This window comes from Mesorhizobium sp. M0184, assembly GCF_040322215.1.
Classification (GTDB): Bacteria; Pseudomonadota; Alphaproteobacteria; order Rhizobiales; family Rhizobiaceae; genus Mesorhizobium.
The window spans coordinates 34,510-60,474 of record NZ_JAMYSZ010000006.1 but is presented as its reverse complement, the minus strand read 5'-3'; the positions used below and the strand labels follow the sequence as shown (position 1 = coordinate 60,474).

The 25,965-nt window shown below is 62.3% G+C and carries 26 protein-coding genes and 1 tRNA gene; 26 read left to right on the top strand and 1 reads right to left on the bottom strand.

Translation table 11 applies throughout. The features are described from left to right. The first annotated feature begins 6 nt into the window (after positions 1-6). The 22 genes from NKJ23_RS09910 to NKJ23_RS09805 all read left to right on the top strand — a co-directional run bounded on the left by NKJ23_RS09910 (position 7) and on the right by NKJ23_RS09805 (position 22,738). Positions 7-546, top strand: coding sequence for a hypothetical protein (locus tag NKJ23_RS09910; RefSeq protein WP_352636685.1), 540 nt, complete (start codon positions 7-9; stop codon positions 544-546). Further along, positions 543-1,148: an NADH-quinone oxidoreductase subunit C gene (locus tag NKJ23_RS09905; RefSeq protein ID WP_352570385.1), complete on the top strand. Its 606-nt coding sequence runs from the start codon at positions 543-545 to the stop codon at positions 1,146-1,148. Before NKJ23_RS09910 ends, NKJ23_RS09905 begins: the two co-directional genes overlap by 4 nt. Before the next feature lie 9 nt (positions 1,149-1,157). After that, positions 1,158-2,348 (top strand): NADH-quinone oxidoreductase subunit D, encoded by a 1,191-nt coding sequence (locus NKJ23_RS09900; protein ID WP_352570384.1) that lies wholly within the window; start codon positions 1,158-1,160, stop codon positions 2,346-2,348. After that, positions 2,349-3,416, top strand: a complete 1,068-nt coding sequence (gene nuoE / locus NKJ23_RS09895) for an NADH-quinone oxidoreductase subunit NuoE (RefSeq protein WP_352680186.1) — start codon at positions 2,349-2,351, stop codon at positions 3,414-3,416. It begins immediately after the preceding gene. Positions 3,417-3,426: 10 nt separating this feature from the next. Beyond that, complete coding sequence (gene nuoF, locus NKJ23_RS09890; RefSeq protein ID WP_023676626.1) at positions 3,427-4,731, top strand: NADH-quinone oxidoreductase subunit NuoF; 1,305 nt, start codon at positions 3,427-3,429, stop codon at positions 4,729-4,731. A 77-nt stretch (positions 4,732-4,808) separates the two neighbouring features. Continuing rightward, positions 4,809-5,504, top strand: coding sequence for a helix-hairpin-helix domain-containing protein (locus NKJ23_RS09885; RefSeq protein ID WP_352680185.1), 696 nt, complete (start codon positions 4,809-4,811; stop codon positions 5,502-5,504). Between the two features lie 74 nt (positions 5,505-5,578). Beyond that, positions 5,579-7,660 (top strand): NADH-quinone oxidoreductase subunit NuoG, encoded by a 2,082-nt coding sequence (gene nuoG, locus NKJ23_RS09880; protein ID WP_352644823.1) that lies wholly within the window; start codon positions 5,579-5,581, stop codon positions 7,658-7,660. 2 nt (positions 7,661-7,662) lie between these two features. After that, positions 7,663-8,706, top strand: a complete 1,044-nt coding sequence (gene nuoH / locus NKJ23_RS09875; RefSeq protein ID WP_292663045.1) for an NADH-quinone oxidoreductase subunit NuoH — start codon at positions 7,663-7,665, stop codon at positions 8,704-8,706. Further along, positions 8,706-8,963 (top strand): hypothetical protein, encoded by a 258-nt coding sequence (locus NKJ23_RS09870; RefSeq protein ID WP_352470236.1) that lies wholly within the window; start codon positions 8,706-8,708, stop codon positions 8,961-8,963. Before nuoH ends, NKJ23_RS09870 begins: the two co-directional genes overlap by 1 nt. After that, a complete protein-coding gene (gene nuoI, locus NKJ23_RS09865; protein WP_023676622.1) occupies positions 8,960-9,451 on the top strand; it encodes an NADH-quinone oxidoreductase subunit NuoI in 492 nt (163 codons plus the stop codon). The genes NKJ23_RS09870 and nuoI overlap by 4 nt, the downstream gene beginning before the upstream one ends. Before the next feature lie 118 nt (positions 9,452-9,569). After that, complete coding sequence (locus NKJ23_RS09860; protein WP_023676621.1) at positions 9,570-10,190, top strand: NADH-quinone oxidoreductase subunit J; 621 nt, start codon at positions 9,570-9,572, stop codon at positions 10,188-10,190. A 1-nt stretch (position 10,191) separates the two neighbouring features. Then, positions 10,192-10,500, top strand: a complete 309-nt coding sequence (gene nuoK / locus NKJ23_RS09855; RefSeq protein WP_023676620.1) for an NADH-quinone oxidoreductase subunit NuoK — start codon at positions 10,192-10,194, stop codon at positions 10,498-10,500. Positions 10,501-10,510: 10 nt separating this feature from the next. Then, a complete protein-coding gene (gene nuoL, locus NKJ23_RS09850; RefSeq protein WP_352680184.1) occupies positions 10,511-12,484 on the top strand; it encodes an NADH-quinone oxidoreductase subunit L in 1,974 nt (657 codons plus the stop codon). Continuing rightward, on the top strand, positions 12,484-13,989 hold the full coding sequence (locus tag NKJ23_RS09845) for an NADH-quinone oxidoreductase subunit M (RefSeq protein ID WP_352680183.1): 1,506 nt from the start codon (positions 12,484-12,486) through the stop codon (positions 13,987-13,989). Before nuoL ends, NKJ23_RS09845 begins: the two co-directional genes overlap by 1 nt. Before the next feature lie 18 nt (positions 13,990-14,007). Beyond that, positions 14,008-15,444 carry an NADH-quinone oxidoreductase subunit NuoN gene (gene nuoN, locus NKJ23_RS09840; protein WP_352680182.1) on the top strand — a complete coding sequence of 479 codons (1,437 nt, stop codon included), beginning with the start codon at positions 14,008-14,010 and terminating at the stop codon, positions 15,442-15,444. Positions 15,445-15,448: 4 nt separating this feature from the next. Beyond that, positions 15,449-16,270, top strand: coding sequence for a biotin--[acetyl-CoA-carboxylase] ligase (locus NKJ23_RS09835; protein WP_352680181.1), 822 nt, complete (start codon positions 15,449-15,451; stop codon positions 16,268-16,270). A gap of 117 nt (positions 16,271-16,387) precedes the next feature. Further along, on the top strand, positions 16,388-18,058 hold the full coding sequence (locus NKJ23_RS09830; RefSeq protein ID WP_352680180.1) for a ribonuclease J: 1,671 nt from the start codon (positions 16,388-16,390) through the stop codon (positions 18,056-18,058). A gap of 142 nt (positions 18,059-18,200) precedes the next feature. Continuing rightward, positions 18,201-18,605, top strand: a complete 405-nt coding sequence (gene mce / locus NKJ23_RS09825) for a methylmalonyl-CoA epimerase (protein WP_352450005.1) — start codon at positions 18,201-18,203, stop codon at positions 18,603-18,605. After that, complete coding sequence (locus tag NKJ23_RS09820; protein ID WP_254818117.1) at positions 18,602-18,886, top strand: DUF1467 family protein; 285 nt, start codon at positions 18,602-18,604, stop codon at positions 18,884-18,886. Before mce ends, NKJ23_RS09820 begins: the two co-directional genes overlap by 4 nt. 560 nt (positions 18,887-19,446) lie before the next feature. After that, positions 19,447-20,775, top strand: a complete 1,329-nt coding sequence (gene proS, locus NKJ23_RS09815; RefSeq protein ID WP_352680179.1) for a proline--tRNA ligase — start codon at positions 19,447-19,449, stop codon at positions 20,773-20,775. Then, positions 20,772-22,058: a lipoprotein-releasing ABC transporter permease subunit gene (locus NKJ23_RS09810; protein ID WP_352458234.1), complete on the top strand. Its 1,287-nt coding sequence runs from the start codon at positions 20,772-20,774 to the stop codon at positions 22,056-22,058. The genes proS and NKJ23_RS09810 overlap by 4 nt, the downstream gene beginning before the upstream one ends. Next, positions 22,055-22,738, top strand: a complete 684-nt coding sequence (locus NKJ23_RS09805) for an ABC transporter ATP-binding protein (RefSeq protein ID WP_254818120.1) — start codon at positions 22,055-22,057, stop codon at positions 22,736-22,738. Before NKJ23_RS09810 ends, NKJ23_RS09805 begins: the two co-directional genes overlap by 4 nt. Before the next feature lie 388 nt (positions 22,739-23,126). Here NKJ23_RS09805 and lipB read toward each other — a convergent pair whose 3' ends face one another. Then, on the bottom strand, positions 23,127-23,870 hold the full coding sequence (lipB, locus tag NKJ23_RS09800) for a lipoyl(octanoyl) transferase LipB (RefSeq protein ID WP_352680178.1): 744 nt from the start codon (positions 23,868-23,870) through the stop codon (positions 23,127-23,129). 175 nt (positions 23,871-24,045) lie between these two features. Here lipB and NKJ23_RS09795 point away from each other — a divergent pair. The 4 genes from NKJ23_RS09795 (at position 24,046) to NKJ23_RS09780 (ending at position 25,648) form a co-directional block, all read left to right on the top strand. Beyond that, a tRNA-Leu gene (locus NKJ23_RS09795) sits at positions 24,046-24,130 on the top strand. A gap of 137 nt (positions 24,131-24,267) precedes the next feature. Beyond that, a complete protein-coding gene (locus NKJ23_RS09790; protein ID WP_352680177.1) occupies positions 24,268-24,618 on the top strand; it encodes a DUF6538 domain-containing protein in 351 nt (116 codons plus the stop codon). Continuing rightward, a complete protein-coding gene (locus tag NKJ23_RS09785; RefSeq protein WP_352680176.1) occupies positions 24,585-25,133 on the top strand; it encodes a hypothetical protein in 549 nt (182 codons plus the stop codon). Before NKJ23_RS09790 ends, NKJ23_RS09785 begins: the two co-directional genes overlap by 34 nt. Then, a complete protein-coding gene (locus NKJ23_RS09780) occupies positions 25,097-25,648 on the top strand; it encodes a site-specific integrase (protein ID WP_352680175.1) in 552 nt (183 codons plus the stop codon). The genes NKJ23_RS09785 and NKJ23_RS09780 overlap by 37 nt, the downstream gene beginning before the upstream one ends. The last annotated feature ends 317 nt before the right edge of the window (positions 25,649-25,965 follow it).

Below are 25,965 nucleotides of genomic sequence, written 5' to 3'. Positions count from 1 at the left end.
ATCGCCGTGGATGAAGATGGGATTATTCATGGCAACCCTGAGCCTTGGCTGGATTTGATGTTCAAGACGTCTGAACAGCGATTTGTAAAAACGGACGCCGGTTCGACGTTTTATTCTTCTGCGCTTTTAGCAGATACGAAATTTGGTGCTGCTGGTCTCGGTGTCGACATTCGACTAAATGATTGGGAGGCTGAGCCGACAAGCGACCCACGAATAGTCTTTTATCATGGCGACGTGAGACTGCGTTCGCTTGGCGATCGAACCAAGAACCTGATTGCTGAAATGTCGGCCAAGCTTTCCTCTTCGGCGCCGGGCCAGGGAGCAGTTACCGAAAAGTTGTTTGTGGAGTGCGTTGCCCTGAACGGGGACCCGGCAAACCTCGAAACCCGGCAGTTTGTCGGAAAGCTGTTTTTTGGCGAGCTGGGTGACGATGATGAATGCCAGGTTTTTTTGACCATTGACGCGGCCACGGAGAGCGGTTGGTTCGGTGAGAAAGATCCGGAAGACTCACGCAAGATTCTGGACTGGTTGGCGAGGCTGTCATGACCCAGGCGTTGAATGATCTCTCGACCTATCTCGGCGAGAAACTGGTCGGCCGGATCGGCGAGGCGGTATTCGCCTATGGCGAACTCACCATCCCAGTCGAGCCGCGCGACCTGATCGAGGTGGTCACCTTCCTGCGCGACGATCCGAAATGCCAGTTCATCTCGATCATCGACGTTTGCGGCGCCGATTATCCGTCGCGGGCGAAGCGCTTCGACGTGGTCTATCATTTGCTGTCGCCGAGACAGAATATCCGCGTCCGCATCAAGGTCCAGGCCGACGAAGAGACGCTCGTGCCGTCGATCACCGGGATTTATCCCGGCGCCGACTGGTTCGAGCGCGAGACCTACGATCTCTACGGCGTGCTGTTTTCAGGCCATCCGGATCTGCGGCGGATTCTGACCGATTACGGCTTTGAAGGCCATCCGCTGCGCAAGGACTTTCCGCTGACCGGCTTCGTCGAGGTGCGTTACGACGACGAAGCCAAGCGCGTCATCTACGAGCCGGTCGAGCTCAAACAGGAATTCCGCAATTTCGATTTTCTCAGCCCTTGGGAGGGGACGGATTACGTCCTTCCAGGCGACGAAAAAGCCAAGACGAATTGAGACGCCAAAATGGCTGAGACTTCCGTTCGCAACTTCAATATCAACTTTGGGCCTCAGCACCCTGCTGCCCATGGTGTTTTGCGGTTGGTTCTAGAACTCGACGGCGAAGTCGTCGATCGCGTCGATCCGCATATCGGGCTGTTGCATCGCGGCACGGAAAAGCTGATCGAGCATAAGACTTACCTGCAGGCCGTGCCCTATCTCGACCGGCTCGACTATTGCGCGCCGATGAACCAGGAGCATGCCTTCGCGCTTGCCGCGGAGCGGCTGCTCGGTATCGAGGTGCCGAAGCGGGGGCAGTTGATCCGAGTTCTCTACTCCGAGATCGGCCGCATCATGTCGCACATCCTCAATGTGACGACGCAGGCGATGGATGTCGGCGCGCTGACGCCGCCGCTGTGGGGCTTTGTCGAGCGCGAAAAGCTAATGGTGTTCTATGAGCGCGCCTCGGGCTCGCGCATGCATGCTGCCTATTTCCGCCCCGGGGGCGTGCATCAGGATCTGCCGCAGAAGCTGATCGAGGACATCGGCAAGTGGATCGACCCATTCCTGAAATCGGTCGACGATCTCGACGCGCTTTTGACCGGCAACCGTATCTTCAAGCAGCGCAATGTCGACATTGCCACCGTCTCCTTGGCGGACGCCTGGGCCTGGGGTTTTTCCGGCGTCATGGTGCGCGGCTCGGGCGCGCCGTGGGACCTGCGCAAATCGCAGCCTTACGAATGCTATGCCGAGCTGGATTTCGACATTCCGATCGGCAAGAACGGCGACTGTTTCGACCGTTATCTGGTGCGCATGGAAGAGATGCGGCAGTCGGCAAAAATCATGCGCCAGTGCGTCGACCTGTTGCTCGGCAAGGAAGGCAGCGGACCGGTGTCTAACCTCGACGGCAAGGTGGTGCCGCCAAAGCGCCAGGCGATGAAGCGCTCGATGGAAGCGCTGATCCATCACTTCAAACTCTATACCGAAGGCTACCGCGTGCCGGCCGGCGAGGTCTATGCGGCCGTCGAGGCGCCGAAAGGCGAGTTCGGCGTCTATCTGGTCTCGGACGGCACCAACAAGCCCTACCGCTGCAAGCTGCGCGCGCCAGGCTTTGCACATCTGCAAGCCATGGATTTCCTCTGCCGCGGCCACATGTTGGCCGACGTTACCGCCGTTCTCGGCTCCCTCGACATCGTGTTTGGTGAGGTCGATCGCTAAATGTCAGTCCGCCGTCTCGCAGAAGCCAGCCTCCAGCCAGCCTCCTTCGCCTTCAACCGGGCGAATGCGGCGGCGGCGAAGCAGTGGATCAAGAAATATCCGAAGGGGCGCGAACAGTCCGCGATCATTCCCTTGCTGATGCTGGCGCAGGAACAGGAAGGCTGGGTGACCAAGGCGGCGATCGAGACGATCTCCGACATGCTCGGCATGCCCCGTATCCGTGGGCTCGAAGTCGCGACCTTCTATACGCAGTACCAGCTCAATCCGGTCGGTACCCGCGCGCATATCCAGGTCTGCGGCACCACGCCCTGCATGCTGCGCGGCTCGGAAGCGCTGATGGATGTGTGCCGCTCGAAAATCCATCACGACCAATTCCACACCAACGACAAGGGCACGCTGTCGTGGGAGGAGGTCGAGTGCCTCGGCGCCTGCGTCAACGCACCGATGGTGATGATATTCAAGGACACCTATGAGGATTTGACGCCGGAGCGGCTTGCCGAGATCATCGACCTCTATGACGCCGGCAAAGGTGCTTCGGTGACGCCAGGACCGCAAAACGGCCGCATCACCTCGGAGCCGGCCAGCGGCCTGACGACCCTCAAGAGCGAAAAGGCGATCCTCAAGGCGACCCGCGACCGGGAAACCAGGGCGGCGACCAAGGCCGCCAAGGATGCAGAGCCGGCGGCTGCCGCCGCAGCACCAGTTCCGCCAGCGGCTTCGGCCGCGCCTGCACCGGCGCCGGTTGCGCCCTCGAATGCCAGCAAGCCGAAAACCGATGCGGTCGAGACCAGCCCGGCGCTGAAATCGCCGTCGGCGACGAAAGTCGCGCCTGCGGCGGAAAGGGGGGCGAGCGTCGCAGCGCCTCTGCATTCGGCCGCCAATGCCAACAAGGCCGAACCGCAGGTCGAGGACGTCTCGAAACAGCGCAAGGGCCCAAAGAACAAGGCCGAGCCGGCGTCTGCTTTCAAGGCGCCGGAGGCCAAGGTCAAACCGGCGAAGGCTGCCGCCAAGGCGGCCAAGCCGTCGCCCGGAAACAGGAGCCGGCCGACCGGCAAGAAGCCGGTCTGAGGAACGAGCAATGCTTCAGGACAGAGACCGCATCTTCAACAACATCTACGGCCGCTTCGACAAGTCGCTGGCCGGCGCCATGGCGCGCGGCGCCTGGGACAACACGCCCGGCATCGTTGCCAAGGGGCGCGAGTGGATCGTCAACGAGATGAAGGCATCGGGCCTGCGCGGCCGCGGCGGTGCCGGTTTCCCGACCGGGCTGAAATGGTCGTTCATGCCCAAACAAAGCGACGGCCGGCCGAGCTATCTCGTCGTCAATGCCGACGAGTCCGAGCCCGGTACCTGCAAGGACCGCGACATACTGCGCCACGACCCGCACACGCTGGTCGAAGGCTGCCTGCTTGCCGGCTTCGCCATGGGCGCGGTCGCCGCCTACATCTATGTGCGCGGCGAGTTCATCCGCGAGCGCGAGGCGCTGCAACGCGCCATAGACGAGGCCTATGCGGCCAAGCTGATCGGCAAGAACAACACCTCCGGCTACGATTTCGACATCTACATGCATCATGGCGCCGGCGCCTATATCTGCGGCGAGGAAACGGCGCTGCTCGAAAGCCTCGAGGGCAAGAAGGGCCAGCCGCGGCTGAAGCCGCCATTTCCGGCCAATGTAGGCCTCTATGGCTGCCCGACGACGGTCAACAATGTCGAGTCCATCGCTGTCGCGCCGACCATCCTGCGCCGCGGTGCCGCCTGGTTCTCGTCCTTCGGTCGGCCCAACAATGTCGGCACCAAGCTGTTCTGCATCTCCGGCCACGTCAACAATCCGTGCACCGTCGAAGAGGCGATGTCGATCCCGTTCCGCGAACTGATCGAGACGCATTGCGGCGGCATTCGCGGCGGCTGGGACAACCTGCTGGCGGTCATTCCGGGCGGCGCCTCGGTGCCGCTGGTGCCGGCCGAGCAGATCATCGACGCGCCGATGGATTTCGACGCGCTGCGCGACCTGAAATCGGGCCTCGGCACGGCGGCTGTCATCGTCATGGACAAATCGACCGATATCGTGAAAGCGATCGCGCGGCTGTCCTATTTCTACAAGCACGAGAGCTGCGGCCAGTGCACGCCCTGCCGTGAGGGCACCGGCTGGATGTGGCGGGTGATGGAACGGCTGGTGCGCGGTGAGGCGCAGAAGCGCGAGATCGACATGCTGCTCGACGTGACGAAGCAGGTCGAGGGCCACACGATCTGTGCGCTGGGCGATGCGGCAGCATGGCCGATCCAGGGCCTGATGCGGCATTTCCGCGGCGAGGTGGAGCGGCGCATCGACGAGTTTTCGCGCAACGCACATCGCGCCGAACCGGTGCTGGCGGCGGCGGAATAGAAGAATTCAAAATGCGGACGAATGTCCGATACGAGGAAACGAGCGCGGGGCAGACGGAAACGACCAGGAGACCACCTATGTCGCTGTTTTCGACACCCGACGATTTTACGCCCGATATGGACCCGTTGTTGAAGATGAACCAGGATCTGACCAGGATGATGCCGAAGGAGATGGCCAATGCCGTCAATCTCCTGGCGCATCCTGTCGCGGGCGCGGCGGCGATGACGGCACTCGGCATCGGTCTTGCCAACCACGCCTTTGGCATCTGGATGGGCGTGCTTTCGGGCGCGGCCGAAACCTCGCAGCGGCTTTGGCAGCCGGTCGCCGAGGATTTCGAGGCCCGGACGGAACGCTTTTCCGCGACCGGCAAAAGCTCCTCGACAAAGGCGCGCGCAGCGACCAAAACCCTGATTGCCGAGGCGCAGTCCTTCGCCAACGATGTGACCGACATTGCGACGAGGACCGCTGCGCGGAGCTTGGCGAATGCCAGCACCGTTGCAGCGGATGCGTCGGCCGGGCTGATGCCGGAGGATTTCAAGCAGCCCAAGCCGATGGATCGGCCAGCCGAGCCGGCTGACCTCAAGGCGATATCGGGCATCGGGCCGAAACTGGAAAAGGTGCTGAACGGCCTTGGCATCTGGACATACGCCCAGATCGCCGCGTGGACGCCGCAAGAGATCGCCTGGGTCGAAGATTACCTGTCGTTGAAGGGCCGCATCGGCCGTGACGGCTGGATCGGTCAGGCGGCCGCGTTGGCCGGGGCCAAAAAGTGAATTCAACATCGTGCGCGGTCTCGGCTGCGCCCGGAAGGAAAGATTGCGGAACGTCCGCAGGGGTTTGAGGCGAAATGGCAAAGCTCAAGGTCGACGGGAAAGAGATCACTGTACCCGACCATTACACGCTGCTGCAGGCGGCCGAGGACGCCGGCGCGGAAGTGCCGCGCTTCTGCTTCCATGAGCGGCTGTCGATCGCCGGCAATTGCCGCATGTGCCTAATTGAGGTGAAAGGCGGCCCGCCCAAGCCGCAGGCGTCCTGCGCCATGGGCGTGCGCGACCTGCGCCCCGGCCCGAACGGCGAGCCGCCGGAAATCTTCACCAACACGCCGATGGTCAAGAAGGCGCGCGAAGGCGTGATGGAATTCCTGCTGATCAACCATCCGCTGGACTGCCCGATCTGCGACCAGGGCGGCGAGTGCGACCTGCAGGACCAGGCGATGGCGTTCGGAGTCGATTCCTCGCGCTACCATGAGAACAAGCGGGCGGTCGAAGACAAGTATATCGGGCCGCTGGTCAAGACGATCATGAACCGCTGCATCCATTGCACGCGCTGCGTCCGCTTCACCACCGAGATTGCCGGCATATCCGAGCTCGGCCTGATCGGCCGCGGCGAGGATGCCGAGATCACCACCTATCTCGAAAGCGCGATGACTTCGGAACTGCAGGGCAATGTCATCGACCTTTGCCCGGTCGGTGCGCTGACCTCCAAACCCTATGCCTTCCAGGCACGGCCGTGGGAACTGACCAAGACCGAATCCATCGACGTGATGGACGCCGTCGGCTCCGCGATCCGCGTCGATAGCCGGGGCCGCGAAGTGATGCGCATCCTGCCGCGTACCAACGAGGCGGTGAACGAGGAGTGGATTTCCGACAAGACCCGCTTCATCTGGGACGGTTTGCGCACGCAGCGCCTCGACCGCCCCTATGTGCGCAAGGACGGCAGACTGGCCCCGGCAAGCTGGGCCGAGGCTTTTGCCGCGATCAAGGAAGCGGTGTCGAACGCCGCACCCGAAAAGATCGGCGCCATATCAGGCGATCTCGCCGCCGTCGAGGAGATCTACGCGCTGAAGCTGTTGATGGCTTCGCTCGGCTCGAAGAACACGGACTGCCGCCAGGACGGTGCCGCGCTCGATCCGTCGCTCGGCCGGGCGAGCTATGTCTTCAACCCAACCATAGAAGGCATCGAACAGGCCGATGCAGTGCTGATCATCGGCGCCAATCCGCGCTTCGAGGCCTCCTTGCTCAACGCCCGCATCCGCAAGCGCTGGCGGGCCGGCAATCTGCCGGTCGGCGTCATCGGCGATGTCGGCGATACGCGCTATGATTACGAGCAGCTCGGCGCCGGGCCGGAATCGCTGAAGGATCTGGCCGACGGCAACGGCAAGTTTTTCCAGCTGCTGAAGAAGGCGACGCATCCGCTGATCATCGTCGGCCAGGGTGCGTTGGCGCGTCCGGACGGCGCGGCCGTGCTTGGCCAGGCGGCGAAGCTCGCCGTCGCCGTCAATGCCGCAAGGGCCGACTGGAACGGCTTTGCCGTACTGCACACCGCCGCGGCACGGGTCGGCGGCCTCGATGTCGGCTTCGTGCCGGGCGAGGGCGGCAGGAATGTCGCCGGCATGCTCGGCGAGACCGATGTGCTGTTCCTGCTCGGTGCCGACGAAATCGACATGGCCAAGACCGGCGGCGCTTTCGTCGTCTATATCGGCACGCATGGCGACAAGGGCGCGCATCGCGCCAACGTCATCCTGCCGGGTGCCGCCTATACCGAGAAGTCGGGCACCTTCGTCAACACCGAGGGCCGCGTGCAGCAGACCAACCGTGCCGGCTTTGCGCCCGGCGAAGCGCGCGAAGACTGGGCGATCCTTCGGGCACTGTCGGATGTGCTCGGCAAGAAGCTACCGTTCGATTCGCTGCCGCAGCTGCGCGCAAAGCTCTATGGCGAATACCCGCATCTCGCCCGCATCGACCATGTCGCTGCCGGCGACCCGGCCGACATCGCCAGGGTGGCCAAGCTCGGCGGAAGGCTGAACAAGGGCACCTTCACCTCGCCGGTCAAGGATTTCTACCTGACCAATCCGATCGCGCGGGCGTCAGCGGTGATGGCGGAGTGTTCGGCCTTGGCGAAGAACGGCTTCAGGCAGGCGGCGGAGTAGACATGGACACCTTCTTCTCCTTCTACGTGCTGCCGGCGCTGCTGATTCTTCTGAAATCGGTCGTGCTGATCGTCGTGCTTCTGATCTTCGTCGCCTATGTGCTTTACGCCGACCGCAAGATCTGGGCGGCGGTGCAATTGCGCCGCGGCCCGAACGTCGTCGGCCCGTGGGGCACGCTGCAGGCCTTCGCCGATCTGCTGAAATTCGTCTTCAAGGAACCGGTGATCCCGTCCGGCGCCAACAAGGGCGTTTTCCTGCTGGCGCCCTTGGTGTCGGCGGTGCTTGCGATCTCTGCCTGGGCGGTGATCCCGGTCAATGAAGGCTGGGCGATCGCCAACGTCAATGTCGGCATCCTCTATGTCTTCGCCATCTCCTCGCTCGAGGTCTATGGCGTCATCATGGGCGGCTGGGCCTCCAATTCGAAATACCCGTTCCTTGGCGCGCTGCGCTCGGCGGCGCAGATGGTGTCCTACGAAGTCTCGATCGGTTTCGTCATCGTCACCGTGCTGCTTTGCGTCGGCTCGCTCAACCTGTCCGACATCGTCTTGTCGCAACAGGACGGGCTGGGCACGCGGCTCGGCCTGCCCAACACCTTCCTCGACTGGCATTGGCTGTCGCTGTTCCCGATGTTCATCGTCTTCTTCATCTCGGCGTTGGCCGAGACCAACCGGCCGCCCTTCGACCTTGTGGAAGCCGAATCGGAACTTGTCGCCGGCCATATGGTTGAATATTCCTCGACGCCGTTCCTGTTGTTTTTCCTCGGCGAATATGTCGCCGTCGTCCTGATGTGCGCGCTGGCCACCATCCTGTTCCTTGGCGGCTGGCTGCCGCCCTTCAACTTCGCGCCGTTCACCTGGGTGCCGGGGCTGATCTGGTTCGTGCTCAAGGTCTGCCTGGTGTTCTTCATGTTCTCCATGGTGAAGGCGTTCGTGCCGCGCTACCGCTACGACCAGCTGATGCGGCTCGGCTGGAAGGTCTTCCTGCCGATCTCGCTGTTCATGGTGGTCGCCACCGCCGCCTTCCTGAAGATCACGGGGTTTGCGTGATGGGCAATCTGACCGCTGGTTTTCTGGGTGCAGTTGTCGGCGTGCTCGTTGCGATCTTTGGCAACATTGTTGTGCTGCCCTACGTCTTGCGGCAACAGGAACGAAGGTTGGCAGCAAACTACCGAGTTCCGGTGTTTGGCTGGGACAAGCAGAAATTGGCGTCGTTTACGAGACTTATGTACCGTTTCCAGATGCCTGTCATTTTCGGATTTATCGGCGCAATTGCTGCAATGCAGATCTTTGGAGGTGCCGAATGAGTGCTCTGTCTCAAGCCGCGAAATCGCTGCTTTTGCAGGATTTCGTCAGCGCTTTCTTCCTGTCGATGCGCCAGTTCTTCGCGCCGAAGGAGACGATCAACTATCCGCATGAAAAGGGGCCGGTCAGCCCGCGCTTCCGCGGCGAGCATGCGCTGCGCCGCTATCCGAACGGCGAGGAACGCTGCATCGCCTGCAAATTGTGCGAGGCGATCTGCCCGGCGCAGGCCATCACCATCGAGGCCGGCCCGCGCCGCAATGACGGCACGCGGCGCACCGTGCGCTACGACATCGATATGGTGAAATGCATTTATTGCGGCTTCTGCCAGGAAGCCTGCCCGGTCGACGCCATTGTCGAGGGGCCGAATTTCGAATTCGCGACGGAGACGCGCGAGGAGCTGTATTACGACAAGGACAGGCTTCTGGCCAATGGCGACCGCTGGGAGCGTGAACTGGCGCGCAACATCTCGCTGGATGCGCCTTACCGCTGATATTTGACGCATGGACGGGGCGAGGGCCCTCGTTTAAGGAACACGCAACTTGCCGACCGGAGGCGGTGGCAAAAAACAGGACGAACGTCCTGTTCTGACAGGAAACCCGGGGGAACCCATGCTGAGTGGACTAGAGGCGGCCTTTTTCTACCTCTTCGCCTTTGTCGCGGTGGCATCGGCGTTCATGGTCATATCGGCGCGCAATCCCGTGCATTCGGTGCTGTTCCTGATCCTGACCTTCTTCAACGCCGCCGGCCTGTTCATGCTGACCGGCGCCGAGTTCCTGGCGATGATCCTGCTCGTCGTCTATGTCGGCGCGGTGCTGGTGCTGTTCCTGTTCGTCGTCATGATGCTCGACGTCGACTTCGCCGAAATGAAGGAAGGCGCCCTGCAATATGCACCGATCGGCGCGCTGGTCGGGCTGATCCTGGCGGCGGAGCTGATCGTGGTGCTCGGCGGCTATACATTCGCGCCGAAACTGGCGGCGACGGTCGCGAAACCCATTCCGGACCTGGCCGCGCGCTCGAACACGGCAGCGCTCGGCGACATCCTCTATACGGATTACCTCTATTACTTCCAGGTAGCCGGGCTGGTGCTGCTGGTCGCCATGATCGGCGCCATCGTGCTGACGCTGCGCCACAAGCCAGGCGTCAAGCGGCAGTCGATCGCCGCCCAGGTCGGCCGCACGGCGGCAACCGGAGTGGAAATCCGCAAGGTCAAGACGGGCGAAGGAGTCTGAGATGGTCGTCGGCATCGCGCACTACCTGACCGTATCGGCGATCCTGTTCACGCTCGGCGTGTTCGGCATCTTCCTGAACCGCAGGAACGTCATCGTCATCCTGATGTCGATCGAGCTGATCCTGCTTGCGGTCAACATCAATTTCGTCGCCTTTTCGGCGGCGCTCGGCGATTTGGTCGGCCAGGTGTTCGCACTGTTCGTGCTGACGGTCGCGGCGGCCGAAGCGGCGATCGGCCTTGCCATTCTCGTCGTCTTCTTCCGCAACCGCGGCTCGATCGCGGTCGAAGACGTGAACATGATGAAGGGTTGACGGAACCACCATGTATCAGGCCATTGTCTTCCTTCCGCTGCTTGGCTTTCTGATCGTCGGCCTGTTCGGCACCTCGCTCGGCGCCAAGGCTTCCGAATACATCACCTCGGGCTTCCTGGTGATCGCGGCCGTGCTGTCGTGGGTCGCCTTCTTCTCGGTTGGCTTCGGCGGCGGCGAGGTGTTCACCGTGCCGGTGATGCGCTGGATCCAGTCGGGCGGGCTGGAGGCGTCCTGGGCGCTCAGGATCGACACGCTGACGGTGGTGATGCTGGTAGTTGTCAACACGGTGTCGTCGCTGGTCCATATCTACTCGATCGGCTACATGCATCACGATCCGGACCGGCCGCGCTTCTTCGCCTATCTGTCGCTGTTTACCTTCGCCATGCTGATGCTGGTGACGGCCGACAACCTCGTGCAGATGTTCTTCGGCTGGGAAGGCGTCGGCCTTGCCTCCTATCTGCTGATCGGCTTCTGGTACAAGAAGCCGACGGCCAATGCGGCTGCGATCAAGGCCTTCGTCGTCAACCGCGTCGGCGATTTCGGCTTTGCGCTCGGCATATTCGGCGTGTTCGTGCTGTTCGGCTCGGTCAATCTCGGCACCATCTTCGCCAATGCGGCGACGTTCATTCCGGCGGAAGGCGCGCCGCAAGGCGCGGCCGTGCTGACCTTCCTCGGCTATGCGCTCGATAAGCAGGCTGCGATGACGGTCGTCTGCCTGCTCCTGTTCATGGGCGCCATAGGCAAGTCGGCGCAGGTGCCGCTTCACACCTGGCTGCCGGATGCCATGGAAGGCCCGACGCCGGTCTCGGCACTGATCCATGCCGCGACCATGGTGACGGCAGGCGTGTTCATGCTGGCGCGGTTGTCGCCGCTGTTCGAGCTGTCGCATTCGGCATTGACCGTGGTCACTTTCATCGGCGCCTTCACCGCCTTCTTCGCGGCGACAGTCGGTCTCGTCCAGAACGACATCAAACGCGTCATCGCCTATTCGACCTGTTCGCAGCTCGGCTACATGTTCGTGGCGCTCGGCGTCGGCGCCTATGGCGCAGCGATTTTCCATCTGTTCACCCACGCCTTCTTCAAGGCGCTGCTGTTCCTCGGCTCGGGCTCGGTCATCCACGCCGTCTCCGACGAGCAGGACATGCGCAAGATGGGCGGCCTAAGGACGCTCATCCCGAAGACCTACTGGATGATGGTGATCGGCACGCTGGCGCTGACCGGTGTCGGCATCCCGGTGACGATCATCGGCACCGCCGGCTTCTTCTCCAAGGACGCCATTATCGAAGCTGCGTTTGCCGGCAACAATGCGGTCGCCGCGTTTGCCTTCATATTGCTGGTCATTGCCGCGTGCTTCACCTCCTTCTATTCCTGGCGGCTGATCTTCATGACCTTCCATGGCGAGCCGCGGGCCAGCCACGAGGTCATGCACCATGTCCACGAATCGCCGCCGGTCATGCTGGTGCCGCTGTTCATCCTGGCGGCGGGCGCGCTGTTTGCCGGCGTGATCTTCCACGGCGCCTTCATCGGCGAGGGTTATGCCGAATTCTGGAAAGCGTCGCTGTTCACGCTGCCGGACAACCACATCCTGCACGAAATCCACGAAGTGCCGTTGTGGGTCGAGCTGTCACCGTTCATCGCCATGCTGATCGGCTTTGCGATTGCCTGGCAGTTCTATATTCGCGCGCCGGAAATGCCTCGGAGCGTCGCCGCCAACCATCGCCTGCTCTACGCCTTCCTGCTCAACAAATGGTATTTCGACGAGCTCTACGACTTCCTGTTCGTGCGGCCGGCAAAGCGCCTCGGCAGCTTCCTGTGGAAGACCGGCGACGGCACCGTCATCGACGGGCTCGGGCCGGACGGCATTTCGGCGCGCGTCGTCGACGTCACCAACCGGGTCGTCAAGCTGCAGACCGGCTATCTTTACCACTATGCCTTCGCCATGCTGATCGGCGTTGCCGCACTCGTCACCTGGATGATGCTCTGATGACCGCCTGGCCGATCCTATCGCTGGTCACCTTCCTGCCGCTGGTTGGTGTGCTGCTCATCCTTTTCGTGCGTGACGACAGCGAGAACGCGCGCCGCAACATCCGCGCCATAGCACTGTTCACGACCGCGTTCACGTTTGTGATTTCGCTGTTCATCTGGACCGGCTTCGACAATTCGCAGCCCGGCTTCCAGTTCGTCGAGAAGTTTGCCTGGCTGGATTCCGGCATCTCCTATCATATGGGCGTAGACGGCATCTCCATGCTGTTCGTCATCCTGACTACCTTCCTGATGCCGCTCTGCATTCTCGCCTCGTGGGAATCGATCGCGAAGCGCGTCAAGGCCTATATGATTGCCTTCCTGCTGCTCGAGACGCTGATGATCGGCGTGTTCTGCGCGCTCGACATCGTCTTGTTCTATGTCTTTTTCGAAGCCGGCCTGATCCCGATGTTCATCATCATCGGCGTGTGGGGCGGCAAGCGGCGCGTCTATGCCTCGTTCAAGTTCTTCCTCTATACGCTGGCCGGCTCGGTGCTGATGCTGCTCGCCATCATGGCGATGTTCTTCCAGTCCGGCACCACCGACATCCCGACGCTTCTGACCCACAACTTCCCGGCCAATATGCAGACTTGGCTATGGCTTGCCTTCTTCGCGTCCTTCGCGGTGAAGATGCCGATGTGGCCGGTGCACACCTGGCTGCCGGACGCGCATGTCGAGGCGCCGACGGCTGGCTCGGTGATCCTGGCCGCCATCCTGCTCAAGATGGGCGGGTACGGCTTCCTGCGCTTTTCGCTGCCGATGTTTCCGATCGCATCCGAAATGTTCGCGCCGCTGATCTTCACGCTCTCCGGCGTCGCCATCATCTACACCTCGCTGGTGGCGCTGATGCAGGAGGACATGAAGAAGCTGATCGCCTATTCGTCGGTCGCTCACATGGGCTTCGTTACCATGGGCATCTTCGCGATGAACCAGGAAGGCGTCCAGGGTTCGATCTTTCAGATGCTGTCGCACGGCCTGGTCTCCGGCGCGCTGTTCCTCTGCGTCGGCGTCGTCTACGACCGCATGCATACGCGTGACATCGACGCCTATGGCGGGTTGGTCAACAACATGCCGAAATATGCAACCGTGTTCATGATCTTCACCATGGCCAATGTCGGCCTGCCCGGCACCAGCGGCTTCGTCGGCGAGTTCCTGACCATGCTCGGCGTGTTCCGGGTCAACACCTGGGTAGCGTTCTTCGCCGCCACCGGCGTCATCCTTTCGGCGGCCTATGCGCTCTGGCTCTACCGCAAGGTGATCTTCGGCGCGCTGACCAAGGAAAGCCTGAAAGGCCTGCTCGACCTGTCGACGCGCGAGAAGGTGATCATCTATCCGCTGGTCGCGCTGGTCATCTTCTTCGGCGTCTATCCGGCGCCGATCTTCGACGCGACCGCCGAATCGGTCAAGGCGCTCGTTACCAATGTCACCGCATCCATCGGCGCCGCGCAGACCGCGGCGGCGAACTGACTGGGGGTTTTGCGAACCATGACGCCGGACCTTCTCTCAAGCCTGTCGCTCTCGACGCCAGAGCTGATCCTCGCCATCGGCGCCTTGGCGCTGTTGATGCTCGGCGCCTATTCGCGCGCCAACACCACTGTCACGGTGAGCGGCCTTGCCGTCGCCGTGCTGGTGATCGCCGGCGCCTGGCTGGTCTTTTCGCCGGGACAGGGCAACGCCTATGGCGAAGCCTTCATCCAGGATCCGTTCGCCCGCTTCATGAAGGTGCTGGCGCTGGTCGGCTCGGCGGTGACGCTGGTCATGTCGGTCCGCTTTGCCCAGGCGGAGCGTTTCGACAAGTTCGAATATCCGGTGCTGATCCTGCTCTGCACGCTCGGCATGATGCTGATGATCTCGGCCAACGGCATGATCGGGCTCTATCTCGGCCTCGAGCTGCAATCGCTGGCGATCTACGTGCTGGCGGCGATCAACCGGGACAATCTGCGCTCGACCGAGGCCGGGCTGAAGTATTTCGTCCTTGGCGCGCTGTCGTCGGGCATGCTGCTTTACGGTATCTCGCTGGTCTACGGCTACACCGGCAACACCGGCTTCCAGGAGATCGCTACGGCGCTGAGCGGCGGTGAGCGCCAGCTTGGGCTCGTCTTCGGCCTGGTTTTCGTGCTGGCCGGCCTTGCCTTCAAGATCTCGGCGGTGCCGTTCCATATGTGGACGCCCGACGTCTATGAAGGCGCGCCGACGCCGGTGACGGCTTTTCTGGCGGCGGCACCGAAGATGGCGGCGATGGCGCTGATGGTGCGCGTCACCATGGGCGCCTTCAAGCCGATCGCCGCCGACTGGCAGCAGATCATCGTCTTCATCTCGATCGCCTCGATGGCGCTTGGTGCCTTCGCGGCCATCGGCCAGACCAACATCAAACGGCTGATGGCCTATTCCTCCATCGGTCATATGGGTTATGCGCTGGTCGGCCTTGCCGCGAACAGCCAGGACGGCGTGCGCGGCGTCGCCATCTACATGCTGATCTATCTGGTGATGACGCTCGGCACCTTCGCCTTCATCCTCGCCATGCGGCGCAAGGAGGGCAATGTCGAGCAGATCAGCGATCTCGCCGGCCTGTCGGCGACCAATCCGATCATGGCGACGATCCTCACCATCCTGATGTTCTCGCTGGCCGGCATCCCGCCGCTCGCCGGCTTCTGGGGGAAATGGTACGTGTTCCTCGCCGCCATCAATGCCAACCTCTACGCGCTGGCGATCATCGGCGTGCTGGCGTCTGTGGTGGGCGCCTATTATTATCTGCGCATCATCAAGATCATGTGGTTCGACGAACCGGTCGGCGGCTTCGTGCCGATGGCGACCGAACTGCGCGTCGTGCTCGGCGCCTGCGGCGCTTTCGTGCTGTTCTACGTGCTGATCGGCGGCCCGATCGGAACCTACGCAGCAGCCGCGGCCAAGACCTTCTTCTAACGGAATGACGTTCAGGCTGGCTCCAACCGCGGCTTCGGAAGGGTTCCGGCTCGAGGCGCACGACACGGTCGGCTCCACCAACGCGCTGGCGCTGGAGCACGCACGGGCCGGCGATCCCGGCAAACTCTGGGTCGTCTCCAAAAAGCAGGAAGCCGGGCGTGGCCGCCGTGGCCGCGCCTGGGCGACGCCCGAGGGCAATCTGGCAGCGACGTTGCTGGTGATCACCAACACCGAGCTTCGGCTTGCCGCGACGCTCGGCTTCGTTGCCGGACTGGCGCTGGCCGACGCGCTCGACGCCGTCGTGCCGAAGGGCAGGATCGCGATCGGCCTCGATGGTGCGAGCCAAGGCAAGAACCGTTTCGAACTGAAATGGCCGAACGATGTGCTTGCCTCGGGCGCCAAGCTCGCCGGCATCCTGCTGGAATCGGCGATGCTGGATGGCGACCGTTCGGCGGTGGCTGTCGGTATCGGCGTCAACGTGGTGGCTTATCCCAAGGATTTGCCTTATCCAGCGACGTCGCTCAGCGCGCTGGGGTCTGCTTGCGATGCCGAGACGCTGTTTCTGGCGCTGTCGGATGCCTGGAGCGAGAATGCGCGGCTGTGGAACGAAGGGCGTGGGCTTGCCGCCGTCAGGCGGCGGTGGCTGGCGCGTGCGGCGGGGCTTGGCGGGCAGGTTGCTGTCAGAATTGACGGTAATGTGGTGCGCGGCACCTTTGAGACCATTGACGAGGACTGCCGTTTCGTGATCCGCGACGATCAAGGTTCGGTTCTGACGATCGCCGCCGGCGACGTGCATTTCGGCGCGGTTGCCTCGGCAGGCGTTTGACTGGCCAATACGTTTGACTGGCCAGCATTGACCAGCTTGAATTTGACCGGCCGACAATTTTGACCGGCCGACAATTTTGACCGGCCCGCAATTTTGACCGGCAAGGAAGGAAAGATCATGGCGACAGCGGAAAACGCCGAACTTGTCTTCGTGCCGCTCGGCGGTGTCGGCGAGATCGGCATGAACTTCGCCCTCTACGGCTATGGGCCGGCCAATGCGCGCGAATGGATCGTGGTCGACGTCGGCGTCACTTTTCCCGATGCAACCCTGCCCGGCGTCGACCTGGTTCTGCCCGACACGCGTTTCATCGAGGAGAACGTCGCCAATCTGCGCGGCATCGTCATCACCCATGCGCATGAGGACCATTACGGCGCGCTCCACGACATCTGGCCGAAGCTCAAGGCGCCGGTGTGGATGACGCCGTTCAGCGCCGGCCTGCTGGAAGCCAAGCGGCAGGGCGAGCAAGGGGCGCCGAAGATCCCGGTGACGATCTACCGGGCCGGCGAGAAATTCACCGTCGGCCCGTTCGAGATCGAGGCGATCCCTGTTGCGCACTCCATTCCCGAACCGATGTCGCTGGCGATCACGACGCCGGCCGGCGTCGTCATCCATACCGGCGACTGGAAGATCGATCCGGCGCCGACGGTCGGGCCGATGACCGACGAGGCGCGCTTCCGAGCCTATGGCGACAAGGGCGTGCTGGCGCTGGTCTGCGATTCCACCAATGCGATGCGGGAAGGGGAATCGCCGTCCGAAGTGGCGGTGGGCGAGGGCCTCAAGAGCGTCATCCAGAACGCCAAGGGCCGGGTCGCCGTCACCAGCTTCTCCTCCAATGTCGGGCGTATCGTCTCCATCGCCAAGGCGGCGCGGGATGCCGGCCGCCAGTGCCTGGTGATTGGCCGCTCGATGAAGCGCGTCATCGATGTGGCTGATGAACTCGGCTATATGGACGGGTTGCCGGAATTCATCGCCGAGGAGGATTACGGCTTCATCCCGCGCGAAAACCTCGTCATCATCTGCACCGGCAGCCAGGGCGAGCCGCTTGCCGCACTTGCCAAGCTGTCGCGCGACGAGATGAAGTCGGTGGCGCTGACGGCCGGCGACACGGTGGTGTTTTCCTCGCGCACCATTCCCGGCAACGAGAAGGCGATCCTCGAAATCAAGAACCGCCTGATCGATCTCGGCATCAAGATCATCGAGGACGGCGATGCGCTGGTGCATGTCTCCGGCCATCCACGCCGCAGCGAATTGCGCAAGATGTATGAATGGGTGCGGCCGCAGATCGGCGTTCCCGTGCATGGCGAAGCGGCGCATCTGGTGGCGCAGGGCTCGCTGATGTCGACGTCCGGCATCGGCCAGGTCGCGCAGGTGCGTGACGGCGACATGCTCAGGCTGTATCCGGGTGCCGCCGCCATCATCGACCAGGTGCCGTTCGGCCGCATCTACAAGGACGGAAGGCTGATCGGCACCGACCAGGCGATGGGCATTCGCGACCGCCGCAAGCTGTCCTTTGCCGGCCATGTCGCCGTCAACGTCGTGCTCGACGACAAATACGAGCTTGCCGGCGATCCCGATCTCGTCGCCATCGGCGTCGCCGAGGCCGACGGCAGCGGCGAGAGCCTGGAAGACATGATGATCGATGCGGCAATCGGCGCCGTGGACTCCATCCCCCGCCAGCGCCGAAAAGACCTCGACCTGGTCCAGGAGGCGGTGCGGCGCGCGGTGCGCGGCGCGGCCAACGAAGCCTGGGGCAAGAAGCCGCTGGTGACGGTGTTCGTGACGAGGTAGTGAATAGTGAATAGTGAATAGTGAATAGTGAGTAGTGAGGTGTTTTGGGTAGCGGTTTGCAATGCGCGCTATATTCCATTTTCACCATTCACCATTCACCATTCCCTACTCCCTACTCACTACCCCAGACCTGGAGCACCCTATGCTCGGACGCCTCAACCATGTCGCGCTTGCGGTGCCGGATCTGGCCGCGGCTGCGGCGGTCTATCGCGATACGCTTGGCGCGCGCGTGACCGCGCCGCAGGCGCTGCCGGAGCATGGCGTTACGGTGGTGTTCGTCGACGTCGGCAACACCAGGATCGAGTTGCTCGAGCCGCTCGGCGAAGCCTCGCCGATCGCCGCATTCCTCGCGAAGAATCCGTCCGGCGGCATGCACCATGTCTGCTATGAGGTGGACGACATTGTTGCGGCGCGCGACCGTCTCAAGGCCAGCGGCGCGCGCGTGCTGGGCGACGGCAATCCGAAGATCGGCGCACATGGCAAGCCGGTATTGTTTCTGCACCCCAAGGATTTCTTCGGCACGCTGGTCGAACTGGAGCAAGCATGAGTTGGGTTTCGTTTGTCGCCCTGTTCTTCGCCACATGGTGGGTGGTGTTGTTCGCCGTCCTGCCGTTCAGCATGCGGACGCAGGACGAGGACCGGGACGTGACGCTTGGCACGGTTCCGAGCGCACCGCGCGGACCGCACATGCTGCGCGCGGCGCTGCGCACGACGATCGCCACGCTGGTCCTCATGGGTATCTTCTACGGCATCACGAGAGGGCTTGGCCTCGGTATCGACGACATCCCGCACATCGTGCCGGATTTCAACCAGAGCCCAGCGCATTAGCCGGCTACCTACCGTGTCCGACTATCCCAGCCTAGCCGAGGCTCTGAAATCAAGCTGAGCCAGCAAGGTCAACCCAAAGTAAAGGCCGGGGCGGGTTTGGGCTGACGCAACGTCATGTAGTTTGGTAATCTGTCGTGCTAACCAGATGATTGCACAAAAAAAATGCAAGGCGCGAGGCCTTGCAATTTAAACGCGTCCGATCTGTTTCCGGTGTCCGGCGGCAGCGAGTTACCGCGCCTAGATCGCATCCTCCCAAGACTTTGACCGCGTAGGAGGGCAGATTTTTCTCCGCCCTCTCGGTTATGGGGGCACACTAGCCTAAGGCGGGTGAAAATGTCACGAAGAATTTTGCCCGGAAACAGGCAATCTCGTGCTGCAGTGCACAATAGTACGGCAGGCGTTGCTTGCGAAACGCCCAGCAAGCCGTGTGCGGCAATTGCGGCGTCTAAGCAGCGCCTGGGCCGGGTTTCCATTCCGCCATGAAATGGCTATGAAGCCGGGGCAAGCAAGCCAGCGCTGCGCCGATTCCGGCGCCGCCATCCTCTCTCACGGACCAGTCCATGCGTTTGTCGCGCTATTTCCTGCCCATTCTCAAAGAAAATCCGCGCGAGGCCGAGATCGTCTCGCATCGGCTGATGCTGCGCGCCGGCATGATCCGCCAGCAGGGGCAGGGCAGCTTTTCCTGGCTGCCGCTCGGCAAGCGGGTGCTGGACAAGGTCTGCCGGATCATTCGCGAGGAGCAGAATCGCGCCGGCGCACTCGAAATCCTGATGCCGACCATCCAATCGGCCGAGCTGTGGCGCGAAAGCGGCCGCTATGAAGACTACGGCAAGGAGATGCTGCGCATCAAGGACCGGCAAGACCGCGATATGCTCTACGGGCCGACCAACGAGGAGATGGTCACCGAGATCTTCCGCTCCTATGTCAAGTCCTACAAGGACCTGCCGCTCAATCTTTATCACATCCAGTGGAAGTTTCGCGACGAGGTGCGCCCGCGCTTCGGCGTCATGCGTTCGCGCGAATTCCTGATGAAGGACGCCTACTCCTTCGACCTCGATTATGAAGGCGCCAAGGCCGCCTATAACCGCATGTTCGTGTCCTATCTCAGGACGTTTACGCGCATGGGTCTGCAGGCGATCCCGATGCGCGCCGACACTGGGCCGATAGGCGGCGACCTCAGCCATGAGTTCATCATCCTGGCCGACACCGGCGAGAGCCAGGTGTTTTGCCATCGCGACTATCTTTCGCTGGCAGTGCCCGGGGCGAGCACCGATTTTTCGAACGACGCCGAGATCGGCGGCATCGTCAAGACGTGGACGACGCCCTATGCCGCCACCGACGAAATGCATGACGAGGCGGCATGGGAAAAGCTCTCCGAAGGCGACAAGGTCTCGGCGCGCGGCATCGAGGTCGGCCATATCTTCCATTTCGGCGACAAATATTCCAAGCCGATGGGCGCCAAGGTGACCGGGCCGGACGGCAAGGATCATTTCGTTTCTGGCGGTTCCTACGGCATCGGCCCGTCCAGGCTGGTCGCGGCGATCATCGAGGCCAGCCATGACGATAACGGCATCATCTGGCCGGAGGCGGTGGCACCGTTCGATGTCGGCCTGATCAACATGAAGGCTGGCGATGCCGAATGCGACCGCGTCTGCGGCGAGCTGAATGCCGCCTTTGCCGCCGCCGGCAAGGAGGTGCTCTACGACGACACCGACCAGCGGCCGGGCGGCAAGTTCGCCACCGCCGACCTGATCGGGCTCCCGTGGCAGGTGATCGTCGGGCCGCGTGGTGTCGCCGCCGGCGAGGTCGAAATCAAGAACCGCAGGACCGGCGAGCGCGAGACGCTGCCGATCGGCGACGTGAAAAAGCGTTTCGGTGCCGCCGTATGAGTGAAGCGGCAGCAGCCAAACCTTCGGCGGCAGGACCCTTTTCCGGCTTCGAGCGCATGGTGGCGTGGCGCTATCTGCGCTCGCGCCGCAAGGAGACGGTGATCTCGGTGATCGCCTCGATCTCTTTCCTCGGCATCATGCTGGGCGTTGCCACGCTGATCGTCGTCATGGCGGTCATGAACGGCTTTCGCGCCGAACTGCTGACGCGCATCCTTGGCGTCAACGGGCACCTGATCGTGCAGCCGCTCGACATGCCGCTGGAGGACTATGACCAGGTCGCCGGCCGCATCAACGGCGTGCCCGGCGTCAAATATGCCATTCCGCTGATCGACGGGCAGGTACTGGCGCAAGGCAATGTCGGTGGCGGCACCGGCGCGCTGGTGCGCGGTATACGCGGCGAGGATCTCGGCAAGATCACGATCGTCGCCAACAACATCAAGGCGGGCTCGATCGTCGGCTTCGACACCGGCGAGGGCGTCGCCATCGGCAGCCGCATGGCCGAGAATCTCGGCCTTGTGCTCGGCGATACGATCACGCTGATCTCGCCCGAGGGCGACGTCACGCCGCTCGGCACGACGCCGCGCATGAAAGGCTATCCGATAACCGCGATCTTCGAGGTCGGCATGTCGGAATATGACAGCTCCATCGTCTACATGCCGTTTTCGGAAGCGCAGCTTTATTTCAACATGGACGGCAGGGCGCAGACGATCGAGATCTACGCCGACAATCCCGACAATATCGACGCGCTGAAGCCGAAGGTCGAAGAGGCGGCGCAACGGCCGATCACCCTCGTCGATTGGCGGGAGCGTAACAAGACGTTCTTCGACGCGCTGCAGGTCGAGCGCAACGTCATGTTCATGATCCTGACGCTGATCGTGCTGGTGGCGGCGCTCAACATCATTTCGGGCCTGATCATGCTGGTGAAGGACAAGGGCCACGACATCGCCATCCTGCGCACCATGGGCGCCACGCGCGGCGCGATCCTGCGCATCTTCCTGATGACCGGGGCTGCGATCGGCGTTGTCGGCACCATCGCCGGCGTGCTGCTCGGCATCGTGATCTGCCTCAACGTCGAGCGCATCCGCCAGTTCTTCTCCTGGCTGGCCAACGAGCGGCTGTTCAATCCCGAGCTTTATTTCCTGAGCCAGCTGCCGGCCCGCATGGATGCCAGCGAGACGATCTCGGTCGTTCTCATGGCTTTGGCGCTGTCGTTCCTGGCGACACTGTTTCCGGCGTGGCGCGCAGCCAGGCTCGATCCGGTCGAAGCGCTGAGGTACGAATGATGGCCGAGGCCATTATCGAGCTGAAGAGCGTCGAACGCCATTATGTACAGGGGCCGCGCAAGCTGACCATCCTGAACGGCGCCGATTTTTCGCTGAAGCGTGGCGAGATGGTGGCGCTTGTGGCGCCGTCTGGCACCGGCAAGTCGACGCTGCTCCACACCGCCGGGCTGCTGGAGCGACCGGACGCCGGCGACGTGATCCTGGCGGGGCGCGCCTGCGGCCGGCTTTCCGACGACGAGCGCACGGCGATCCGCCGCAACGACGTCGGCTTCGTCTACCAGTTCCATCATTTGTTGCCTGAGTTTTCTGCGCTGGAAAACATCATGATGCCGCAGCTGATAAAAGGGCTGCCGCGCAAGGAGGCGGCCGAGCGGGCGGCGCAATTGCTCGACTATATGCAGATCGGCAAGCGGGCACAGCATCGCCCCTCCGAGCTCTCCGGCGGCGAGCAGCAGCGGGTCGCCATTGCGCGTGCCGTCGCCAATGCGCCGCTGGTGCTTTTGGCCGACGAGCCGACCGGCAATCTCGACCCGGTGACCGCTTCCTATGTGTTCGAGGCGCTGGCAGCACTGGTCCGGCAATCGGGCCTGGCGGCGCTCATCGCCACCCACAATCACGAGCTCGCCTCGCGCATGGACCGCCGCGTGACGCTGGCCGACGGCAAGGTTGTGCCGCTTTAGGGTGCGCTGCAATTGAGGCGATGACGGCCTGCGAGCTGCCGTGCGCCGTCCCGCCGCTTTTCGCGCGCCTGTCGGCCCCGAAACGCTCGGCATCTCCCTCTCAACCCTTTCTTAACCCTGTCGAAATGACCGAGCGCAATTCCGGTGACGCCCGGACTGCGATCGTTGACATTCGAACAAAATTAGAACAAAATACGAACATACTAACAACAGGAGAGAGTTATGACCGATCTTGTTCAGGATGTCGTCTCGCTGGTGTGCATGAGCACGTTCCTCATTTCCATGGCAATCTGGATCGGCGCGATGTGAGGATTGAGCTCAAGGGCGGGCTCGATGCTGATGAGCGAGGGCCGCCTTCGCATATTGGCGCAGGCATTGGGCGAGTGTTTCAGCCGGCCTTGCGGGACACTTCGACAGGCGACACCGCGGCGGGCCCGAACACGTCCTCGAAAGCGGATTTCAGCGCCAGGTCGAGGTCGGCCATGGTCACGGGAAGGCCGAGGTCGACAAGGCTGGTGACGCCGTGATCCTGGATGCCGCACGGCACGATGCCGCTGAAATGGCCAAGGTCCGGCCCGACATTGATGGCGATGCCGTGAAAGCTCACCCAGCGCCTCAGCCTGATGCCGATGGCGGCGATTTTGTCCTCGGCCGCCAAGCCGTCGGGCAAAGCGGGGCGGTCCGGCCGAACCACCCAGACGCCGACGCGGTCCTCGCGGCGTTCGCCGCGTACGTTGAAGGCGGCCAGCGAGCCGATGATCCATTGTTCGAGTGCGGCGACGAAGGCGCGGACATCCTCGCGCCGCCGCTTCAGGTCGAGCATGACGTAGGCGACGCGCTGACCCGGTCCATGATAGGTGTATTCGCCGCCACGCCCGGCGGCAAAGACCGGGAAACGGTCCGGCTCGATCAGGTCCTCGATGCGGGCGCTGGTGCCGGCGGTGTAGAGCGGCGGGTGCTCGACCAGCCAGACCATCTCGCCGGCGGCGCCGCTGCGGATTGCCTCGGCGCGCGCCTCCATCACGGCGAGCGCATCGGGATAGGCGGTGAGCCCGGGCTCGATGCGCCATTCGACCGGCGCCGAGCCGGGCAAGGGCAGGAACGACGTGGCGATCTGGCTGCGTTCTGTCATGATATCTCGTCTCGCCACTCATATGGCGGCAATCGGTACAAACGTCCAGTTCCGGCACGTTCGGCCCTTGAAGAGTTATGCCGATGTCCGGCCGATTATTGCTGGCCGCGCACTTGTTTCACCGGAAACGATTTGCTACACGCCGCGGGCCGGTTGGTTCCGGCTCCTACCACGTGCGGTCGTGGCGGAATTGGTAGACGCGCAGCGTTGAGGTCGCTGTGGGGCAACCCGTGGAAGTTCGAGTCTTCTCGACCGCACCATCAAATTCGTGAACTTGGCCCTCTAAGCCATTGAAACTCCAGTCCGGCAGAGCACCCGTTGATGAGGGCGCTTGGCGTTCTTGCCGAAATGCGATACAATTTGGGATACAAACTGAGATACATCGCGAGTTTGGCCCATGCGAAAAGAGGCCGTCGCAGAGCCCGCCAGAGACCCGGATCGCTACCTCGTCCAGCGCGACGGAATTTTCTATTATCATCGGCGAATGCCCGCCAAGATGGTCGGCATCGACGATCGCGGCAGGTTCATTCGCAAGTCCCTGGGAACGGACGAACGCCGCCTCGCACGTGCCATGCGCGACAAGCTCGAAGACGCGGACAAGACCCTGTGGGCGGTGCTTCTTTGCGGCGGCGAGACAAGGTCAGCACTCGATCAGTATCGCGACGCCGTTCGCCGGGCTGAAGCCATGGCGTTTCCTACCTTTCAAATGGACAGGTGGCAGGCTTTCAGAATGTCGATTCAATTTTAAAGCGTGTCGAGGCGCTGGAGCGCGTTCAAGCGGCCCCCGCGGTCGCCGACGCTCTCCTCGGCGGGGTGCAGGTGCCGCCGGTCAAAGTCTCCAAAGCTTTTGATCTCTACGCCGATGAGATCATGGCCCATGAAGTCGCGGGTAAGAGCCAGTCGCAGCGCCGAATGTGGAAGAAGGTAAAGCAGAGAGCCGTAAACAATTTCGTTGCCCTGGTTGGTGACAAGCCGATCGGCGACGTCACGCGTGAAGACGGACTGACCTTCTACCGGTTCTGGCTCAAGCGCATCGCGCCGCCGCCAGACATCGGAGCCGCGACACATTCGGCGTCTGCCGGCAATCGAGACCTCGGCAACATGCGGGATCTCTACAGGCGTTATTTCGCTCATTTGGGCGAGGAACAAAAAGGCACCCCATTCGATGACCTCCGCTTTTCGGAGCGTGGCAAGCGCCGTCGTAAACGGCCGTCATTCGAACCCAAATGGATAACCGATCAGATCATGAGGCCGGGCGCTTAGCATCCCTGGATGCTCAAGCGCGTCGCTGCGTTCTGGCGCTGATCGAGACAGGCACACGCCCAAGCGAGATATGCAATCTTGATGAGACCGTGATCTTCCTTGACACGCCGGTTCCGTATATTCGCATTACCCCACGAGAGGACGCCGATGATCCGCGCGAGATCAAGACCGAATGGTCAGTGCGAGATGTACCGCTGGTAGGCGTCGCGCTGGAAGTTTTTAAGAAAAATCCGCAGGGCTTTCCGCGCTACCGCAATCGTGAAGAGGCGCTTTCTGCAAACCTCAATAAATTCTTTAAAGCACACAAACTTTTCCCGACACCGAAGCACAAGATTTACTCGCTCCGGCACAGTTTCGAGGATCGTATGAAGGAGGCAGGTATCGACAGCGAGCTTCGCAAAATCTTGATGGGCCATACGATAGAGCGTGTAGAGTATGGTACGGGCGGATCGTTGCAATGGCGACGAGCCGAACTCAAAAAAATTGCTTTGCCTTTCGATCCCGAGATCGTTTGAGCCGTTCCTGGACGCGCAGCATTGCGCCCATCTCTGCAATCAATTTCTTCTTCTCCCGTTCAAGACGCTCGTAAATCGGGAGATACGCTCGTCCTTTGTTGCCAGCCTTGTGGATAGCTAGGGCGAGCGTATCCAGAGCGCGGTCAATTCTGTCTAAGGTCACGGGCTCAGGAACAGTGCTTACCTGTGGCAGAACACAGGTCATTGTCTGTCCCGTCTGTTTCCTGTTCGGCGATGACACAGACGAGATAATGGCAGCAGGCGCAGGTGAGAAAAGCGGTTTGCCTCCCGCATCGTGCAGCGGCGATACTTACCGG

Coding starts and splice junctions, on each gene's coding strand:
- NKJ23_RS09820 (WP_254818117.1), top strand. CDS start 18,602: ATGAGTTGGGTTTCGTTTGTCGCCCTGTTCTTCGCCACATGGTGGGTG.
- proS (WP_352680179.1), top strand. CDS start 19,447: ATGCGTTTGTCGCGCTATTTCCTGCCCATTCTCAAAGAAAATCCGCGC.
- nuoL (WP_352680184.1), top strand. CDS start 10,511: ATGTATCAGGCCATTGTCTTCCTTCCGCTGCTTGGCTTTCTGATCGTC.
- NKJ23_RS09900 (WP_352570384.1), top strand. CDS start 1,158: ATGGCTGAGACTTCCGTTCGCAACTTCAATATCAACTTTGGGCCTCAG.
- NKJ23_RS09885 (WP_352680185.1), top strand. CDS start 4,809: ATGTCGCTGTTTTCGACACCCGACGATTTTACGCCCGATATGGACCCG.
- NKJ23_RS09810 (WP_352458234.1), top strand. CDS start 20,772: ATGAGTGAAGCGGCAGCAGCCAAACCTTCGGCGGCAGGACCCTTTTCC.
- NKJ23_RS09830 (WP_352680180.1), top strand. CDS start 16,388: ATGGCGACAGCGGAAAACGCCGAACTTGTCTTCGTGCCGCTCGGCGGT.
- NKJ23_RS09780 (WP_352680175.1), top strand. CDS start 25,097: ATGGATAACCGATCAGATCATGAGGCCGGGCGCTTAGCATCCCTGGAT.
- NKJ23_RS09845 (WP_352680183.1), top strand. CDS start 12,484: ATGACCGCCTGGCCGATCCTATCGCTGGTCACCTTCCTGCCGCTGGTT.
- NKJ23_RS09860 (WP_023676621.1), top strand. CDS start 9,570: ATGCTGAGTGGACTAGAGGCGGCCTTTTTCTACCTCTTCGCCTTTGTC.
- NKJ23_RS09870 (WP_352470236.1), top strand. CDS start 8,706: ATGGGCAATCTGACCGCTGGTTTTCTGGGTGCAGTTGTCGGCGTGCTC.
- nuoF (WP_023676626.1), top strand. CDS start 3,427: ATGCTTCAGGACAGAGACCGCATCTTCAACAACATCTACGGCCGCTTC.
- nuoG (WP_352644823.1), top strand. CDS start 5,579: ATGGCAAAGCTCAAGGTCGACGGGAAAGAGATCACTGTACCCGACCAT.
- nuoE (WP_352680186.1), top strand. CDS start 2,349: ATGTCAGTCCGCCGTCTCGCAGAAGCCAGCCTCCAGCCAGCCTCCTTC.
- NKJ23_RS09805 (WP_254818120.1), top strand. CDS start 22,055: ATGATGGCCGAGGCCATTATCGAGCTGAAGAGCGTCGAACGCCATTAT.
- NKJ23_RS09905 (WP_352570385.1), top strand. CDS start 543: ATGACCCAGGCGTTGAATGATCTCTCGACCTATCTCGGCGAGAAACTG.
- NKJ23_RS09790 (WP_352680177.1), top strand. CDS start 24,268: ATGCGAAAAGAGGCCGTCGCAGAGCCCGCCAGAGACCCGGATCGCTAC.
- NKJ23_RS09835 (WP_352680181.1), top strand. CDS start 15,449: ATGACGTTCAGGCTGGCTCCAACCGCGGCTTCGGAAGGGTTCCGGCTC.
- mce (WP_352450005.1), top strand. CDS start 18,201: ATGCTCGGACGCCTCAACCATGTCGCGCTTGCGGTGCCGGATCTGGCC.
- nuoH (WP_292663045.1), top strand. CDS start 7,663: ATGGACACCTTCTTCTCCTTCTACGTGCTGCCGGCGCTGCTGATTCTT.
- nuoI (WP_023676622.1), top strand. CDS start 8,960: ATGAGTGCTCTGTCTCAAGCCGCGAAATCGCTGCTTTTGCAGGATTTC.
- nuoK (WP_023676620.1), top strand. CDS start 10,192: ATGGTCGTCGGCATCGCGCACTACCTGACCGTATCGGCGATCCTGTTC.
- nuoN (WP_352680182.1), top strand. CDS start 14,008: ATGACGCCGGACCTTCTCTCAAGCCTGTCGCTCTCGACGCCAGAGCTG.
- lipB (WP_352680178.1), bottom strand. CDS start 23,870: ATGACAGAACGCAGCCAGATCGCCACGTCGTTCCTGCCCTTGCCCGGC.